Raw genomic sequence first — 18648 nt, forward strand, 5'->3', positions numbered from 1 at the left:
AAAGGGGTTCATCCATGAAACAGAGGAATTTGAAAGCGAGAGGGCGGCTCGGCCCAGGTGCCATGTACCATATGATGATGCTGCCGGGCATTTTGTTTTTGCTTGTATTCAGCTATGTTCCAATGGTCGGCATCATTACGGCGTTTCAGGACTATATACCGGCCAAAGGCATGTTCGGCTCCGAATTTGTAGGCCTGAAGCATTTTATGTATATGTTCAAGCTGCCGGATATCGCGCAGGTCGTCAGCAATACGTTGGTAATTGCGATTGGCAAGATTCTGCTCGGAACGATGATGGCCATCATTTTTTCCGTTTTATTAAATGAAATACGTATCAAATACGTCAAAAAATCCGTGCAGACGATTGTTTATCTGCCACACTTTCTATCCTGGGTTGTCCTGGCATCCGTCGTTGTCAACATGTTCAGTTTGGATGGCATTGTGAATCAGATGTTGGCGTTCTTTGGTCTGGAAAATATTAATTTCCTTGGCAGCAACACTTGGTTCCAGCCACTGATTATAGGTACAGACGTATGGAAAGAGTTTGGTTACAGCTCTATCGTTTATTTGGCTGCCATTACGTCCATTGATCCCGGTCTGTACGAAGCGGCAGGAATGGATGGAGCCAGTTGGTGGAGAAAAGTGTGGCATATTACATTGCCAGGTATGCTGCCAATTATTCTGCTCATGGGCGTAATGAGCCTGACCAACATTTTGAGCGCGGGTTTCGATCAAGTCTATAATCTGTATAACCCGATTGTCTATGAGTCAGGCGACATCCTGGATACCTATGTCTATCGGATCGGTCTCGTTGGACGACAGTATAGCTTCGGTACAGCTGTTGGTTTGTTCAAGTCCGTAATCGGCATTGTTTTGCTCTTGTCTGCCAACCAGTTGGCCAAAAAATATACGGACCGAAAAATATTCTAAGGAGGCCAAACCTGTGTCCTATTCTGCAAACTTCAAAGATCGAATTGGCCGGTTTGTCATCTATGCCATCGTCATCATGCTGGCATTGGTCTGCCTTCTTCCGTTATGGAATATCGTCGCCATTTCATTCAGCAGCAGCGAGGCAGTATCAGCAAATGCCGTAGGTCTCGTTCCGGTCAATTTCACAACGGCGGCTTATAGCAAAATTATTGATGATGCACAGTTCTGGCGTTCCTTTGGCATATCTGTTCTACGTGTCGCGCTTACCCTTGTGCTTAACATGATTCTGATTATTTTGATGGCTTATCCGCTATCCAAATCAAAAAGGGAATTTAAAGGCAGAAATATTTATATGAATATCATGATTTTTGCCATGTTGTTCAGCGGAGGCATGATTCCGAGTTACCTGCTGATCAAAAATCTGGACATGCTGAATACGATATGGGCACTGGTTCTGCCAGGCGCTGTCCCGATATTCAGTGTCATCCTCGTGATGAATTTCTTCTCCGCTGTACCTAAGGCGCTTGAAGAAGCCGCGTTTATCGATGGGGCGAATCCGCTTCAGGTCTTGTTCAAAGTGTATGTTCCCGTGTCCATTCCTGCGCTGGCGACTGTCGCCTTGTTCAGTATCGTGGGGACATGGAATGACTTCTTCAACGGTTTGATCTATATGACCAAAGTTAGCAATTACCCGCTAATGACCTATATTCAGTCCCTTAATGTGAATATTGCCGATTTGCTTCAAGCGGGCACGAATTCCAGTGAACTCAGTAACCTGACTGAAATATCGAACAAAAACCTGAATGCAGCCAAAATCGTAGTCGCTGTTATCCCGCTATTGCTTATTTATCCGCTGCTGCAAAAATACTTTGTGACTGGCATTGTCGTAGGATCGGTCAAAGAATAGCATTAGAAAGGTTGAATGGAACATGGAAAACAAAAAATGGTGGAAAGAAACCGTTGTATATCAAATATATCCACGCAGTTTTCAAGATCGAAACGGAGATGGAATCGGCGACTTGCAGGGCATTGTGTCCCGATTGGATTATTTGCAGGAACTGGGCATTGGTGCGATCTGGTTATCACCCGTTTGCAAATCCCCTCAAGATGATTACGGATATGATATTTCAGATTATCAGGATATCGATCCGATGTTCGGATCTTTGGAAGATATGGAAACATTAATTCATGAAGCCGGGATACGAGACATTCGGATCATCATGGATTTGGTGTTGAACCATACGTCGGATGAACACCCCTGGTTTCGAGAAGCCAAAAAAGGTAAAGACAATCCGTTCCATGACTACTACGTCTGGAGAGATGGTGTTGAAGGAACACCTCCAAATGACTTGGGCTCCACCTTCGGTGGTTCAGCCTGGGAATGGGTGCCTGAGATTGGGCAATATTATTTGCATCTTTTTTCCGTAAAACAGCCCGATCTTAACTGGGAAAACCCAAAAGTCCGGCAGGAAATATACAATATGATCAATTGGTGGATCGACAAGGGTGTGGGTGGTTTTCGCCTCGACGTGATCGACTTAATTGGTAAAGAACCAGATTTGAAGATTACAGGAAACGGGCCTAATTTGCATCAATATATCAGGGAACTGAGCAAGGAGACGTTTCAAAAAGCAGAAGACCTGCTAACGGTTGGAGAAACATGGGGCGCAACTCCGGAGATCGCCAAACTGTACAGCAATCCGGACGGCAGTGAGTTTTCAATGGTCTTTCAATTTGAACACATCAGCTTGGATGAACAGGAAGGCAAAGGAAAGTGGGATCTTAAACCTTTGGATGTGATGGCATTAAAAAAAGTGCTGTCCAAGTGGCAAACGGAGCTCAAGGGCGATGCCTGGAACAGTCTGTTCTGGAACAACCATGATTTGCCTCGAATCGTGTCACGTTGGGGAAATGATGGAGAATTCAGAGTTGAATCGGCTAAAATGTTGGCTACCCTTCTTCATGGCATGCAAGGTACGCCTTACATATATCAGGGTGAAGAGCTGGGTATGACGAATGTTCAATATGCGATTGAGGATTATCGGGATATTGAATTGCTCAACTTTTATAAGGAAAGAATGGGGAAAGGTTATCCTGAACAAAGCGTGATGGAGTCGATCTACGCCAAGGGACGTGATAATGCACGCACACCTATGCAATGGGATACTTCCGATAACGCAGGTTTTACACAAGGCGAACCTTGGATTAAGGTGAATCCAAATTACAAGCATATCCATGCAGAGGAAAGTTTGAATAACCCCGAATCCATATTCCATTATTACCGGAAGTTGATTCAACTACGAAAAGAACATGAAGTCATCGTATATGGTGATTATGAGCTGATCTTTCCAGAGATTCCAGACGTGTTTGCTTATACCCGCACGTTGAATGGTACAACAATTCTTGTCGTATGCAATTTCCAAGGATATACGATCGAACTCCCGCTTCAGGAGCAATTAACAGGGGCGAATCAGCTATTGATTTCCAATTATACAGGTGAACTGTCAGAGAGCGAATTACGTCCATATGAAGCAAGAATGTACCTTATTCATAATTAAAGCATAATACGTAATACGTTATATCATGTTCAGTTCTCAAGAAAGAAGGATTGTATTTAATGAAAAGATTATGGTGGAAAGAAGCAGTAGCTTATCAAATCTATCCGAGAAGCTTTATGGATTCCAATGGGGATGGAGTTGGTGACATCAAGGGGATCATATCCAAACTGGATTATATTCAAGATCTCGGTATTGATCTGATATGGATCTGTCCGATGTATAAGTCACCCAACGACGATAATGGGTATGACATCAGCGATTACTGTTCCATTATGGATGAATTCGGCACGATGGCGGACTTTGATCAATTACTGCATGAAGTGCATCACCGCGGCATGAAACTCATTATGGACCTGGTAATCAATCATACAAGTGACGAACACCCGTGGTTTATTGAATCGAGAGCTTCACTGGATAACCCCAAACGAGATTGGTACATCTGGAGGGACGGAAAGAACGGAGACGAACCGAATAACTGGGAGAGCATCTTTGGCGGTTCAGCTTGGGAATATGATGAAGTGTCCGGACAGTACTATCTCCATCTGTTCTCCAAGAAACAACCAGACTTGAATTGGGCAAATAAAGAGGTTCGGAAATCCATATATGAAATGATGAATTGGTGGCTGGATAAAGGGATTGATGGTTTCCGTGTCGATGCCATCAGCCATATACACAAAGAAGAGGGCCTCTTGGACATGCCAATCAGAGAAGGCGTCAAATACATCTCTTCTTTTGAAAAGCATATGAATGTGAAGGGAATCCAGAGTTATCTGCAAGAAATGAAAGAGAACACATTATCCAGATATGACGTCGTGACTGTTGGGGAAGCGAATGGAGTAAAGGTTGAGGATCAAGAAGATCTGCTGGATTGGATCTGTGAAGTCAGAGGGAAATTTAATATGGTCTTCCAGTTCGAACACCTGGACCTTTGGAAAAATAGCACGGAAAGGCAACTGGATGTTCCTAGATTGAAAAGCGTCTTGACCAAGTGGCAAAAATCCTTGGAAGGCGTCGGCTGGAATGCTTTGTTTATTGAAAATCATGATCAGCCTCGCAAAGTTTCAACTTGGGGAAATGATACGGAGTATTGGTATGAAAGTGCCACAGCACTTGGAGCCATGTACTTTTTCATGCAAGGCACCCCATTCATATATCAAGGGCAAGAGATAGGCATGACAAACGTGGCTTACCCTTCCATAGCGGATTATAACGATATAGCAGACCGGAATTTATATCAGATCAAACGCGAAGAGAGGATGTCGCATGAGGAGATCATGAACATCATCTGGGCTTCGAGTCGCGATAATTCCAGAACCCCGATGCAATGGTCTTCGGCCAAAGAGGCCGGGTTTACCACGGGTACGCCATGGTTAAAGGTGAATGACAATTACATCCATATTAATGTAGAGAAACAACTCCAGGAACCACATTCCATTCTTCACTTTTACAAACAAATGATTCAGCTGCGAAAAGAGCACGATACGTTGACTTATGGTATTTATGAGCTCCTTATGGCTGATCATCCGAGTGTATTTGCATATACACGTACACTGGCAGACCAACAGGTGCTGATAGTAAGCAACCTTACTGAACACATCGTGGAGCTTGAGGAAGATCAGCTTGGCCTCAACTTCTCAGAGATCTGGCTTACCAACTATGAGAATGGTATGCTGCCAAGGATGTTGCGACCGTTCGAAACAATCGTTGGGTTAGTGATAAAGAATAAGTAGGTTAGGCAAAAGGCGTCTATATCATTGTTTGGATGATATAGACGCCTTTTATTGTTATGTAGCCACATGAAAATCAGCTGCGAATATTGGTTTTATTGATGCAGAACATCCGCGTATTCGGAGATACGTTCGAAACGTCCCTTGGCAAACGGACATAAAGGTAAAATTTTAATATCCTTTTCCCGCGCGTATTCCACCATAGCTTTGATAAGTTCATCGCCAAGCCCTTGTCCTCGGTATGCATTTTCGACCAATGTGTGATCAATAATGTATAGCTCTGGACTTGAAATTACATATGTCATCACCGCAGCAATCTCACCGTTATCTTGAATAAGAAATCTTTTATTGGCAGGTTCATGTTCTACGTTATGCATGTTCATCCTCTTTCTTTGTTGAATATTCACCGTCCAGAAGCTTATAGGTCAATGCTCCGCTTGGACATGTGTCAATATGCCGGGCAATGGCCTCCGAAGTGTCACCATCGGGATCAACCCAAGGACGCTTGCTCAAATCAAAAACAGCAGGGAGGCCCTTTACGCAAATACCGGAATGAATGCAGACATCTGAATTAAACATAACCTCAATATCTTTACCGTAGTATAACTTTTGTTTACTCACAATTCCTCACATCTTTCACTGTTGAGTTTGTTTACAGATCCATATTCCAGGCTTTCATGGCAAGCAGTGTCTGCTTGGCTCTTGTGTTCGAATTATAAATGAGGAATCGTTAATAAGTCAACGTAACGAATCTCCTAATACGTTGGTGGAAACAAGAGAATAATGGGCTTGGAGAGCACGGTGTGGAATGCGATACAACCCATTAAAAACAACTAAACCTGATCATTCTCTTCCAAATAAATAAATGCCTTCTCCAACAGGTGGATCAGCTGATCACTTTGTACTTCACCGAGGTGATGAATCAGCCCTTCGAAGATCGAAGTGTATTTCTCATCCGCCTCGTCTGCACAGGCAATCCCTTTTTCAGTTAATGAGAGAATAGATACCCTGTTGTCCTTAGGGGAGGTGGAGCGAGATACATAGCCAAGTTGGATCAGATTATTAATCATCTGCGTTACCGTTGGAGAGGTCACATGTAACACTCTGCTGATTTCAGAGACGGTTGCGGTGTGACTTTCTCCTTTGCGGATCGCGAGTAGAGCACGCACTTCACTAGCTTTTAGTCCCCACACCGTTTTCTTTCTCCAATTCATTCTGGCCATCTTGGAAAACAATTCGACGAATCTGTCGATATTCGGGTCTTTCTCTTTCGTATATGTCAAAACAAACACCTCATTTATCTTATTTCATTCCTTTATTTCATTGTATATAACATCAAGCTTTCGATTCAATCCCAATAAGGATGCTTGAGCTTCTTCGGTATTAGAGTTATAGTATACTATAATTCAATTAGGTTGGTAACCTATCTAATTATAAATGGACAGTATTCTAATCCTGAAGGAGGATTCATCATGTTTGGAAATCTCAAAGCATTGCCCAAACCAATGGGGACATACGTTGTTGGTCTGACAGAAATGTCTTTTACGGATGATACAAGAGTAGGCCTATTTGAATTTGCCACTGAAGAGCCGAGACATGTTCCGGTTATGATTTTTTACCCTGCGGATCATCATTACGGCAAGCCCCAGTCTCCCTATACATCAAAAGAAGAGGCTGAACATTTCAGCAAATCCTCACGCGGTTTGATTTCTTCCAAAGTCCAACATCTGAAAACGCATAGCTATCGAGACATTCCGCTATCTGCAGAGTGCGAAAGTTATCCCGTTATATTCTTCAATCACGGTTATTCAAGCCAGATGTCGCAAAATACGGTGTTATGCTCCGATTTAGCCAGTAGCGGTTACATTGTTGTTTCCATAGGACACCCGTATGAAGCAAGCATACTGAAGTATCCTGATGGCCACATCGTCAAATCTCATACATCTCTCATTAATGAGTTCAAACAAACCATGAGTCCTGAAATTCAGAAGAAATTCAAAGACATGAAAAAAAGAGAGTACACCGACGAAGAGATTCTTCCCGCCGTTACTGATTTTTTCGAGTATTTCAAATCCACCAAAGTCTGGAGCCATGTTCATATCTGGGCGGACGATAATCGGTTTATCGCAGACAAGCTCGAACAACTGAACGATGGAATCCTGCCATCCCCGTTCCAAGGGAAATTAAACTTTCAAGCTGGCATTGGAGTTACTGGACACTCGTATGGTGGATGTACTGCAAGTCAGGTATGTCTTGATGATACTCGTTTTAGCTGTGGGATTAACATCGATGCCCCGACATACGGAGAGTTTTGGAACAAGGATCTGCGTAAACCATTCATGGTGATAGGTAGCAAAACGGTAGAGTACCTTGCCAGGACGACTTTCCTGTTGAATTCAGAGGATAGTTATCTCATCACAATCGATCAGACGGAACATATGGATTTCACGGATTACATCTATTATGCTCGGCAATTCAAGTATTTAAGATTACTCGGAAAACGAAAGATGGATCTATTGCGTGATGTACTGTCTCACTATCATATTTCTTTTTTTGATCAATACTTACGTGATGATCGTAGCGCTGACCTTCTGCAGTTCCGATGGGATGGCGTGCATACACGCAGCAGAATAACGTAACTTTGTCGAAGGACAATAACGTAATAGAAGGCGTGATTGCTGGGTATGTTAAATCTGTAGTTTTGTAGAAGGTCGACGAAACGAAGGAGGATGCATGGTCATGGAATCAAATCAATATCAAATTATCCGAGATCAAATTAAAAATGGAGATTTTCTATTTTGTAGCGGTAATGGACCCATGAGTGAATTAATAAAAAGAACAACCAATTCTCCTTATAGTCACGTTGCTTTGCTAATGTGGTTCCACGATCGCCTTATGGTTCTAGAAAGTGTTGAAACGATTGGCGTTCACATGGTGCCGTTATCTTCTTATGTACAAAATTATAACAATACAAATAAGCCTTATAATGGGGATGTGTTTATCGGTCGACATAACACTCTTTCTGATCTTCTATTCGTTAGCCCAAATACAGAAAAAAACACAACGTTACGTATCATGCAACGAGCCCTAGATTTATTGGGGAAAAAATATGGAACCAAAGATTTAGCAAAGATTGCGTTAAGGCTTACTACGGGTATAGGTAGACGAGAAGATGACGATGAATACATCTGTTCAGAGTATGTGGCAGAGTGTCTTCGTCCTGTAGGAATATCTTTTACAAACATTGGAGGGTTTACTGTTCCTAAGCATATAGCGGCTTTTTTTATCGATACAAGTTCTTCTCCCTAGCCAAGGACAAGAACTTGTACCGATTGCCAAGCCAAACAGGGCTACCACCTCAGACTAATTCTACTACTAAGCGATTTTGTCCCACGTTGGGATCAGTGTAGACTTCGAATTATGAAATTTAATGAAGCTTGCCATTCTCCAAATGGCAATATAGGACAGGGCGACTACATTATTCAGGAATCCCAGTGTTTTGGGATCAATGTCTGTGATGAACATGAAGTCAAAAAAGCGGATCGCAAAAATAACAACAATGAACACATAGAGAGATGCGTTTCTTTTATAATACATCCCACCATCTGATTTCCGTTCAAATTGCGGTGTAACCTAAGTATCGAGGATATTTAAATTTTTTATAAGTGAACAAAGTCATTCGTTTGGATGACTTTTGTCATCCCGACAGGATAGAGCAACACAGCTAGAAGTATATAAGTTATCGTTCTTTTCCATGGCAGTGTACTACTTTCGTATGACTACAAGCTCCTATAATTCTCTCTACAATGTTAGATGGAATTGAATTATAGGAGCTTTTTTTGTGCGAAGACAATCAGGATACTTTTATCGGTTGTTGTGCAATGAATGAATACAAGGAGCGATTATCAGTGAAACAAACGGTTACGAATAAAATGACAGGTGAACAAATTACGTTTATAGAGACGGCAAAGGATACGAACGGTGAATATTTATTAATTGAAGTCGCACTTCCACCACGTGGCAAAGGTCCACCCCTACATATTCATGATCACTTCGAAGAGGAATTTGAAGTGATTGCTGGTACGCTCACAGTTACCTTAGGTAAAACAAAGCACTTGTTAGTGACTGGAGAACGTTGCATTGCCCCGATCAGAACGCCACATACATTTACAAACGATCACGATCATCCTGTTGTATTTCGCGTTCGATTAACGCCACCAAGCAAGTTCGAGCAATCCGTACGCATTCATTACGGGCTTATGGACGATGGATTAACCGATGAGAAGGGCAATCCCAAATCACTCGCCCATACCGCTTTAATATTAACATTACAAAACACACTGATCATGGGTATTCCACGCTGGCTGCAACGTTGTCTCTTTGGACTAATCATCAAGCGTGCTCGTAAAAAAGGCATGTATGCCACACTAGAAAAGTATACGGGACAGGAAATTTGAATGAGATGAACGATGAGAAGGATAACTGGAAAAGTTAAAAATAGGCAAGGGGGAAGATTGTAAACATGCGTCAACATTGGATAATCAATAAAAAACGATGGTTAATTTCATTAGTCGTCATAATGCTATTCGTCAATACGTATTCCGCAGCTGGGGCATACGAGGAAAGTGAAGTCAGCTCGGTGATGACTCAAAATCCTATTTTGTTTAAAACACCTGTTGCACTAGCCATAAATGATCAAGGCATGATCCACGTTGCTGACTATGGTAACAATCGAATCGTAGTATTAGATCCTGTTGGGAGATATGTTGCGGAGTGGGGCGGGATGGGAAGCGGCAATGGACAATTTAACTACCCTAGTGGGATAGCCTTCGATTCACACAGCAATGTATATGTTGTGGACAGACAGAACCACCGGATCCAGAAATTTGACGCGAATGGCAACTATCTGGCGCAATGGGGGACAAGGGGCAATGGAGATGGGCAGTTCCTAAATCCTTCAGGAATCGCGATCGCTTCTAACGATATCCTGTATGTGAGCGATCGTGATAACCAACGAATCCAACGCTTTGACACCAACGGAAACTTTCTAGGCCAATGGGGGAGTCTGGGCAATGGAGACGGGCAGTTTAGCCACCCCTATGGGATAGCGATTGATCGAAGGGGTCATGTCTATGTAGCGGATGCAGAATTGCATCGGATCCAAGAGTTTGATGCCAATGGCGTATTCTTGAACAAATGGGGAAGTCAAGGGACTGGTGATGGACAGTTTAGATATCCTTTTGATATTACGGTAGATAACAGAAACGGTCATATCTACGTCCCCGATGCTCAAAACAATCGAATCCAAAAGTTTGATCTGGATGGAAATTTTATAAGTCAATGGGGCAGCGCGGGGATTGGAGATGGACAATTCAGTTTTCCAAACGGTGTAGCGCTTGATCGAAACGGTGACGTCTATGTATCCGAAGCTACCAATCATCAAGTCCAAAAATTCAATGCGAATGGAAATTTCCTCAATAGGTGGTCTGGCACAATCACAGTTCCCGAAGCACCTGTGAATGTTACCGCTGAGCCTGGTAATGGGCAAGCAACAGTTTCGTTCGCCCCACCTATATCTAATGGAAATCATTTCATTACAGGTTATGAAGTCATTACCTATCCCGGAGGACTCACAACTGAAGGATCCGGAAGCCCCATTACAGTCAGCGGTCTTACTAACGGGGAAAGCTATGCATTTACCGTAAGAGCAATCAATTCAGCAGGTATCAGTGCGGAGTCAACTGTTTCCGACAATATAACCCCTTATGTGCTAACCTACAAAGTTCAACTGGATGCACAAGGTGGAACGGTGCATCCAACTGAACAAGTCAAGCAATATCATGCGACGTATGGCGAAGGTTCGGATGGCGTGACCGTTGATCGTTTGCCGAAGCCGGAGCGAGGAGGTTATGCATTTGAAGGTTGGTTTACTGAAGCCGACGGAGCAGGGCTTGAAGTAACCAACACCTCTCGTGTCACCAGATCAGAAGATCATACGCTTTATGCCAAGTGGACGTTGAATTACCCGTCCATTCCAGTCATTCGTTCCGTTGAAGCAGGTGACTCTTCCGTCACGCTTAAGTGGCAAGCCGTCCCCTATGCAGACGGGTATAACCTTTACCAAAGGACAGAGACAGGTTCATATGGAGCGCCCATTGTAATAGCTGATAGCTCTGTACTTCATTACACATATGAAAAGCTAACAAACGGCACACGTACTTTTTTCAAAATAGAAGCGTTCAATAGTAGGGGCGCAAGCGGGGCTTCAGTAGAAGTCAATGCTATGCCGATCATGGTTCCGACCATAATTTCCGTGAGCGTGCCCACGAATGGTAGCTATACAGCTGGTGATACGCTCAACTTTAGCATCCATTTTAGCGAACCCGTGACGGTAAATGGTTCTCCGTCGCTGGAATTGGACATTGGTGGCGTTATACGGCAAGCGAACTACGTAAGCATCAGTGCTCCCGCCACCTTAAACTTTAGCTATACGGTCCATAATGGGGATTTGGACTCCGACGGAATTAGCATCGTCGCTTTTGCACTTAACGGAGGAACTGTGTGGGGCAGTACCGGAGTCAATGCGGCCCTGTCTCTTGTTAGGGCTACAATTCCATCCACTGCCGGCATCATCGTTAATGGGCATAATCAATATACTCTGCGCTATGATGGCAACGGAAACACGGGGGGCAGTGTCACGTCAGACATCTACTCACATGTTATTGGAGAGACAGTACGTGTAATGGGCAATAACGGCGTATTGACTAAGGATGGCTTTACGTTTGCAGGCTGGAACAACAGTGCGTCTGGAAACGGCACGGATTATGCACCAGGCTCAACGTTTGTGATGGGCCCCACCCATATGACGTTATATGCGAAGTGGAATGCTAGTCCCCCCATTATCGACAATGATGCTAAGCTGGCCAATCTGTCCTTATCAGGTGTAGCGTTGACGCCAGTGTTCAGTTCGGGTGTGACCACCTATACCACAAATGTGAGTTCGAGCATAAAAAGTGTTGTTGTTACAGCGGCACCTTCCGATCCGAATGCAACGGTGGTTATAAACGGTCAAGCCATAGTTAGTGGCAGTCCATCGCAACCGATCTCGCTCTATGCCAGTAATAATCCAGTCGATATTGTTGTTACCGCTGCTGACGGAGTAACGACGCTCACTTACTCGATCCAGGTGAGGCGAGCATCCGACTCGATTGATAATCCTGTAGTTAACCATCCTATAGTCAACAACCCGATACCCTCAATATCTAACGTTCAAACGATTGAAGTCCCTATAGAGAGTGAGGATGGAGACGTTTTGTTGTCAGTGACGATTATCCGTACGACTGAGTCATCGGACAAAAAGAAAGATGATATTATCATGACCGCACAGCAAGCGGAACAACTTAGAGCTGCATCGGAGGGAAAAAACGTCTCTGTAGCAAGGCTGGTTCTGCCGAATGAAAAGGATGAAGTGTCCGAATGGACGGCGAATTTACAGAAGGGGGCAGTTGCACTTCTTGCCAACATGGGCATTGATCTTGAGGTTGTCACAACGAGAGGATCTATTCATCTATCGAAGGATACCTTGGCCAAGCTCAGTAGTGATACCACATTTGAGATCGCCCTACTCCGTTCGGAGAGTGAACGCTCTGCGCTTCAGCAGCTGATTGAAACGAATGCTTACGTACTTGAACGAATGGGAACTTCCTCGATTTCGGTTGTCGATACTCCCGTCAGTATTAAGACGAATGTGTCGAGTCTGCAATCGGAGATTACTCTCCCTCTGAGTGATCTGAACATTAGCGAGGCTGAAGCGAAAAATCTGGCCGTCTTTATCAAGCATAGTGATGGTACGGTTGAACTGCTGAGAGGAGAAGTCGTGATTTACAACAAGTCTGGTCAACAGGGGATTCGTTTTGCGATGGATCGTTTCAGCATATTCGCCATCGTTCGCTCAGAGGCACTCATCATCAAACATCATGACGCCTACATTGCAGGTTATGAGGACGGTACGTTCCGGCCAAATACGTCAATCACGCGTGCTGAAATGGCGGTGTTGCTCTCCCGCATCTTCGAAGATCGCAGTATGGATGGACCATCTAGTATCAGCTTCAACGATGTTGGCACATCTTATTGGGCTAAGGATGCCATTACCCTCGTTTCGACTAATGGCTGGATGATCGGGCAAGTCCGCGGAAGCTTCCTGCCTGGCAAGACAATTACACGTGCCGAATTGGCAACCATTGTAGCAAGATTCATTGAACATTCCGAAGTGAAGGAGACAACCTTCACGGATGTGAGAGGACATTGGGCCGAAGTTGCGATTGCTAAGGTTCAAGCCTCAGGTATGATGAATGGTTACGCCAGCGGCAAGTTTCGTCCTAATTCACCGTTAACAAGAGCAGAGGCCGTTGTTATTCTGAATAAGCTGCTAGGTCGTGATCCAATTGAGGGAAGTACCATGAAGTGGAACGACGTTGCTGAAGGGTTCTGGGCGTATGACGATATTCATGCGGCTTCCAACGTCTATGTAGAGGATCTACTTGCAAAGCGATAGTGGTTACTAGAGGGCACCTAATCAGGTGCCCTTTATTTTTTCATTCTATATACGATGATGTAATCATATAAGAGAGACAGCTTTTACAAAGCTACAGCTTATCCCCCTCTGCACATAGGTTCAGAGGAGAGCTGCAGCTTATATTTGTTGTGATTTATGCCCTATTCGCAAAAATTGTTTATGCATCACGCAGGCTAGACTCAACATGCATCATAGATTAAAATTTATTTAAGTTAGTATCTTAATAAATCTATTTCATCAAAACGAAATTTTTATTATTAAATTCTGATATATATCCTTTTCGCGAAACGAAATATAACTTAGATAGGTGTGCATGAACATCAAGATTTTAAGAGAATACATCACAGATCCCCCAATAGAGCTTACTATGTTCATTGAACTGTCTATTATACTGGCCAAAATGGTGCAGCGTGAACACGAGCAGAATAGGATCATTGCATACCTTAGCCCTGATCATATCAGCGTGCAGTGGCAGGGGAAAACGGCGCATATAACCTGGCATACAGAAAGTCATGCAGCTTATCATTCTCCAGAGCAATTTGGGCGACTCAATCTCGTGCCGAGTGAACGCAGTGATCTCTACGCATTAGGTGTTATCCTCTACGAGTTGTTGACCGGGCAATTGCCTTTTCATGCTGGCAGTGACGAATACTGGGATACCGTACACACCCGTAAGGTTCCTCATCCTTTATCCGATATTCGACCGGAGTTAGACGAAACACTGCAAGCGATACTGATGAAATTACTTGCCAAATCACAGGTGGAGCGTTATCAGAGTACATATGGGGTGCTTGAAGATCTGAGGTTGTATCAGAACATGATGGGTAACGATGGAGTGTTTACGCCATTGGAAGTGGGACGTTTCGATAAAATCCGGACGCTTTCCCTATCCGATTCGTGGTATGGACGTCGTGCCGAAGTGATGCAAATGGAGACCGGATTGGAGCAGGCTTTTCAAGGAAAGAATACATTTCGTTGGGTGATAGGAAAAGAGGGAACGGGTAAAACGACGCTTGTCCATAGAATCCAACAAAACGTCATTCGGTATGGTGGCCGGATGATCGCTATGAAAGCGGAACCTTTTCAACAAAACATGCGGTGTGGCCCGATCCTTCAGGGGATGCGGGAATGGGTCTATCAACTGTGGAGTGAGCCGGTTGAACTCATTACACGTCTGAAATCCAAACTGCAAGCCGAGTTCGGACCAGAAATGCAGGTAATCGTCTCCTGCTGGCCCGAGGCCAAGCTATTGTTCGACAACGCTGTGAAGGTATCGCATATCTCGGACGCTGCGAAGGTCTGGGACCGGTTTGAAGAATTACTGCCAGACTTGATCTGTTGTATGGCTGAATGCAAACCACCGCTTGTTCTGTTTATGGACAATCTGCAGTGGGTCGACAATGGTACACAAGAAATCATTCGTGAACTTGCATTAACACAAAAAGCGCATGGATTATTCCTAATCGGGGCCTATCGTACGGAAGAGATGATCACTTCTGCTGAGGACGAACCGAATACTGATCAAGAGGAATTTCTGGCTTGGCTAAGCCAAAGATGCCTTGCGAATCCACAGGAACAAGTGACTCTTCCGCAACTGGCTTACGAGGATGTCAGGCAGCTGATCTCGGATGTTCTATATGAAAAATCCGCTCGCATTCAACTGCTGGCACGGTCTGTCTACGATCAGACAGGTGGTAATCCCGGCTCGGTTCGTCTCTTGCTGGAGGGATGGTTAGCGGAGAACAGACTATGCTTTGATGAGAAACGACGTCAGTGGGTGTGGGACTCAGAAATAACCCGGCAACGAAGCAGGTCGGAAGAACATCTGCGTCTGCTAGAGACAGACTTCTCCATACTTGAGGAAGATCGTAAGGAGTTCTTGGCCATGGCGGCCACAATAGGTCCGGTATTTCCGTTAACACTCTTGGCCGAAGTGTGTGGCATAACAGTAGATAGGGTATTCCGTAATCTTCAAGAGGCGGAAGCGGAAGGGTTTATTTATCGGGTAGACGAAGCAGGGCAAGAACATGGACAGGATTTAACTTATGGGTTTGCCCATGAGTTCATTCACCGAATGGCATATGCCTTCGATTCTGGACGCAATATCCACCGACACCGAGCAATTGGACGTTTACTATTGGAACGCACGCCGGAGTCGGGTGATGACCTGTCAAGAACAGCGATTGATCATCTGAACTTGGCAGCTTCCGTATTATCAGACCAAGAAATGAAGCAATTAATCGAGCACAATCTTCAAGCGGGACAAGAGGCGTTGGCATCCGCGCATTATGCGAAAGGGAAGCATTATGCCGAAAATGGGCTTCGACTGCTGGCAACATGCAAGGTGGATATACCAGATACACTAGAGGTCGGATTGCAGCTTTTATTAGCATGGACGGAATATATGGGTGGCAATAGCGCACGTGGGAAAGAACTGCTGGTGGACTTGAACCAAGACAGCGATCGACTGAGCCGATCAGAGCGGCTCAAAATCTGGGCACCTTTAATCCGATTCCATGCACTCGCGGACAATGAGACTGCAATTCAATTTGGGATGGAGGCGCTAGGATCCTATGGTTGGAAGCTTGGGAAGAAAAGTTCACTGTTGTCTATAGGAAAGGAAGTGACCCAAACCGCGATCCTTTTACATCGAAAACGGGAGAAGCATCTTCTGCTGTCCGACCCACTCGATGAGGATTATGAAGAATTATGCCATGTAATGGAGCTGTTGTTTCTTCCATTGCTTGCACACGATGCGCGATCGCTTCTGGAATTGTATGCCCGATTTATTCGTTATGGGTTGCATAAAGGGGTGAATGAGTCCCTAGCCGCCATGATCGGAGCATACGAACTGATTGTGCAAAGGTCATTTCCGAGCTTCGTTCGAGCGACTCCGATTGCTGAGCAGGTGTTTCTGCAAATCGCCAACACCTCTACATTCAGGAAAAAGCATGTTTTTACGTTTCTGAGCGGAATAATCAAGCAAATGGACAGTCCTTTGGAATCTTCTGTTGTCCTGTTCAATGCGATGCGGCAAGCGATGGAATCCGGTGACCATGACTTTGCTAATCCTGCCTTAATTTTCAGTGTTATGTGTAATCATGGGAATGTATATGCCCTAAATGATTTGCTCCAATACTTTGAGGAGAACATGCGACAGGTTGCCGACGACAAGATACTGGACATGATGCGGCTGACGAGCAGTTACGCAGCAGTGCTACAAGACGATTCTTTGATCGACAGTTTTGTTGCTATTCCACAAGTGCCAGCTGACAGCGAGTTGGAGCAACGGGACGAGGACAATTATAGCTGTGGTCGCCGGCTCGAGGTGGCGTATCTGTCGGGCAGGTACAAGGAAGCGCTATATTGGTCGCAGCGAGGAAGGGGAAACGAGTTGCATCTGGATTGGATGCAAATTCGTAAACACCGCGTTTACGAGGCTTTGGCATTAGCTGGATTGTATTTCGAAACGAATAGGGAAGAACGTAAGCGGATCCGCAAGGCCATACGCGCGCAATTGCGATTGATGAAGAGTTGGCGAGGATTCTTGGACAGTACGTCCTCCGCATACTTGCTAATCAAAGCAGAGGCTGAACGGATCACAGGGAATTCGGTGGGCGCCATGCAACAATATACGGCTGCAATCAAGCTGGCGAGAACAGAGAAATACGTATTGCTGGAAGCCATTGCTTGCGAACGGCTTGCGGTATGTTATCAAGATGATCTGCTCAGCCGATCCGGAGCGGCAATTACGATGATGGATGCATGTGCGGCATACGCCGAATGGGGAATCACCTTCAAAGTAACTCAGATTAGAAGCAGAGATGCTAAATTACTGGACCCGATATACAAACGTTATAAAGGTCCTGTATTACAGGATCGTATCCAAATGACTCAAACCGGCACATCGTTACCTCACCAGAACGGCTCCAAGACGGGTGAAGGTTTGAAGCGTGAAGAGGAACTCGAGATTGTGCAACGACTTATCCATGGGTTAGCACAGACGAATCCGGCCGACTGGAAGTTAAATCTCTTGGAAACGGCTTTACGACAAACTGGAGCAGAGCGTGGTCTGTTGCTGAAGCGTCAAAATAATGTATTCGTTATTGAAGCTAACCGTTCTGAATGGACGGATCAGAAAAAAGGAGCCGGCTTGTATGCGGAGAGCGTCTTACGTCATACAACGATGACGGGCGAACCGCTAATTTTGCATGACGCGCTTCAGAGTTTTTGGGTGAAGGATGCTTATGTTGCAGCAAGAAAACAGAGGTCGATTCTGTGCATGTCCATTGATGCTCCGGGAGAACAAACCTCCTATCTACTCTACTTGGAAAATCGACAGATGCCGGGTGTGTTCACAAAGAGGGATGTTCAGATGTTGGAGCTTATTGCAACACGGCTCATTTATCTCAAGCTGCTGGAAGACGAAGCTGCGAATACAACAATCGCGAGTGCTTTTGAAAGTAACGCTTCGTTTGTGGTGCCTAGTCTCGGTCAACCGGGGCTGACTGAACCGCTGACCGAACGAGAAACGGAAATTATAACAGCAATCGCAAAAGGCTTGTCGAACAGAGAGATTGCCGAGCTCTTTGGCATCGCAGAGACAACGGTCAAGACACATACATCTAGAATATACGGCAAGTTGGGTGTAAAACGGCGGGGGCAAGCTGTCGTACGTGCCAGAGAGTTGCAATTAATAGAGTGACAAACAAGGAAGCGAGCCTGAAAGGGCCGCTTCCTTGTTTTTTATGGAGTACTACTTTAGTAGGACTTTAAAATCCTAGGATGAGAATATGATGATGAGATGCAGTCAAATGATAGGAGGTCGTTCTGAGAAATAACGAATTCCATGAAAGGAA

General features: G+C 44.7%; 12 protein-coding genes and 1 pseudogene. 9 read left to right on the forward strand and 4 right to left on the reverse strand.

Going from position 1 to position 18648, the window contains the following annotated elements; translation table 11 throughout:
• The first annotated feature begins 14 nt into the window (after positions 1–14).
• Genes NYE45_RS15625 through NYE45_RS15640 form a run of 4 tightly spaced genes read left to right on the forward strand, consistent with a single transcriptional unit; the run spans position 15 to position 5217 of the window.
• Positions 15–929 (forward strand): ABC transporter permease subunit, encoded by a 915-nt coding sequence (locus NYE45_RS15625; RefSeq protein WP_340013043.1) that lies wholly within the window; start codon positions 15–17, stop codon positions 927–929.
• Positions 930–942: 13 nt separating this feature from the next.
• A complete protein-coding gene (locus NYE45_RS15630) occupies positions 943–1836 on the forward strand; it encodes a carbohydrate ABC transporter permease (RefSeq protein ID WP_340013044.1) in 894 nt (297 codons plus the stop codon).
• A gap of 22 nt (positions 1837–1858) precedes the next feature.
• Positions 1859–3487, forward strand: coding sequence for an alpha-glucosidase (locus NYE45_RS15635; RefSeq protein ID WP_340013046.1), 1629 nt, complete (start codon positions 1859–1861; stop codon positions 3485–3487).
• Between the two features lie 59 nt (positions 3488–3546).
• Positions 3547–5217 carry an alpha-glucosidase gene (locus tag NYE45_RS15640; RefSeq protein WP_340013048.1) on the forward strand — a complete coding sequence of 557 codons (1671 nt, stop codon included), beginning with the start codon at positions 3547–3549 and terminating at the stop codon, positions 5215–5217.
• A 92-nt stretch (positions 5218–5309) separates the two neighbouring features.
• Here the strand turns inward: NYE45_RS15640 and NYE45_RS15645 are convergent, their stop codons facing one another.
• The 3 genes from NYE45_RS15645 to NYE45_RS15655 form a co-directional block, all read right to left on the reverse strand.
• Entirely contained in the window at positions 5310–5591 is a 282-nt protein-coding gene (locus NYE45_RS15645) for a GNAT family N-acetyltransferase (protein WP_340013049.1), read from the reverse strand.
• Entirely contained in the window at positions 5584–5835 is a 252-nt protein-coding gene (locus NYE45_RS15650) for a (4Fe-4S)-binding protein (RefSeq protein WP_091020981.1), read from the reverse strand. The genes NYE45_RS15645 and NYE45_RS15650 overlap by 8 nt, the downstream gene beginning before the upstream one ends.
• A 212-nt stretch (positions 5836–6047) precedes the next feature.
• The gene (locus NYE45_RS15655; RefSeq protein WP_340013051.1) at positions 6048–6497 is read right to left on the reverse strand and encodes a MarR family transcriptional regulator; all 450 of its coding nucleotides are present in this window, start codon (positions 6495–6497) and stop codon (positions 6048–6050) included.
• Positions 6498–6686: 189 nt separating this feature from the next.
• Between NYE45_RS15655 and NYE45_RS15660 the strand changes: the two genes are divergently transcribed.
• Complete coding sequence (locus NYE45_RS15660) at positions 6687–7853, forward strand: hypothetical protein (RefSeq protein ID WP_340013052.1); 1167 nt, start codon at positions 6687–6689, stop codon at positions 7851–7853.
• A 100-nt stretch (positions 7854–7953) separates the two neighbouring features.
• On the forward strand, positions 7954–8523 hold the full coding sequence (locus NYE45_RS15665; protein WP_340013053.1) for a YiiX/YebB-like N1pC/P60 family cysteine hydrolase: 570 nt from the start codon (positions 7954–7956) through the stop codon (positions 8521–8523).
• A gap of 66 nt (positions 8524–8589) precedes the next feature.
• On the opposite strand, the pseudogene NYE45_RS15670 reads toward NYE45_RS15665, so the two are convergent.
• Positions 8590–8832 (reverse strand): annotated as a pseudogene (locus NYE45_RS15670) (CcdC protein domain-containing protein); the annotation flags it as partial.
• Positions 8833–9122: 290 nt separating this feature from the next.
• On the opposite strand from NYE45_RS15670, the gene NYE45_RS15675 reads away from it, so the two are divergent.
• The 3 genes from NYE45_RS15675 to NYE45_RS15685 all read left to right on the forward strand — a co-directional run bounded on the left by NYE45_RS15675 (position 9123) and on the right by NYE45_RS15685 (position 18494).
• The gene (locus tag NYE45_RS15675) at positions 9123–9671 is read left to right on the forward strand and encodes a cupin domain-containing protein (protein WP_340013054.1); all 549 of its coding nucleotides are present in this window, start codon (positions 9123–9125) and stop codon (positions 9669–9671) included.
• A 65-nt stretch (positions 9672–9736) separates the two neighbouring features.
• On the forward strand, positions 9737–13768 hold the full coding sequence (locus tag NYE45_RS15680; protein ID WP_340013056.1) for an S-layer homology domain-containing protein: 4032 nt from the start codon (positions 9737–9739) through the stop codon (positions 13766–13768).
• 334 nt (positions 13769–14102) lie between these two features.
• Positions 14103–18494 carry a LuxR C-terminal-related transcriptional regulator gene (locus NYE45_RS15685; RefSeq protein WP_340013057.1) on the forward strand — a complete coding sequence of 1464 codons (4392 nt, stop codon included), beginning with the start codon at positions 14103–14105 and terminating at the stop codon, positions 18492–18494.
• Positions 18495–18648: the final 154 nt, after the last annotated feature.

The organism is Paenibacillus sp. FSL K6-1318 (assembly GCF_037976905.1).
GTDB lineage: Bacteria > Bacillota > Bacilli > Paenibacillales > Paenibacillaceae > Paenibacillus > Paenibacillus amylolyticus_A.

Bases quoted from the DNA above. Each gene is read 5' to 3' on its own strand.
- NYE45_RS15625 (WP_340013043.1), top strand. From the start codon at position 15: ATGAAACAGAGGAATTTGAAAGCGAGAGGGCGGCTCGGCCCAGGTGCC.
- NYE45_RS15635 (WP_340013046.1), top strand. From the start codon at position 1,859: ATGGAAAACAAAAAATGGTGGAAAGAAACCGTTGTATATCAAATATAT.
- NYE45_RS15640 (WP_340013048.1), top strand. From the start codon at position 3,547: ATGAAAAGATTATGGTGGAAAGAAGCAGTAGCTTATCAAATCTATCCG.
- NYE45_RS15645 (WP_340013049.1), bottom strand. From the start codon at position 5,591: ATGCATAACGTAGAACATGAACCTGCCAATAAAAGATTTCTTATTCAA.
- NYE45_RS15660 (WP_340013052.1), top strand. From the start codon at position 6,687: ATGTTTGGAAATCTCAAAGCATTGCCCAAACCAATGGGGACATACGTT.
- NYE45_RS15665 (WP_340013053.1), top strand. From the start codon at position 7,954: ATGGAATCAAATCAATATCAAATTATCCGAGATCAAATTAAAAATGGA.
- NYE45_RS15680 (WP_340013056.1), top strand. From the start codon at position 9,737: ATGCGTCAACATTGGATAATCAATAAAAAACGATGGTTAATTTCATTA.
- NYE45_RS15685 (WP_340013057.1), top strand. From the start codon at position 14,103: ATGAACATCAAGATTTTAAGAGAATACATCACAGATCCCCCAATAGAG.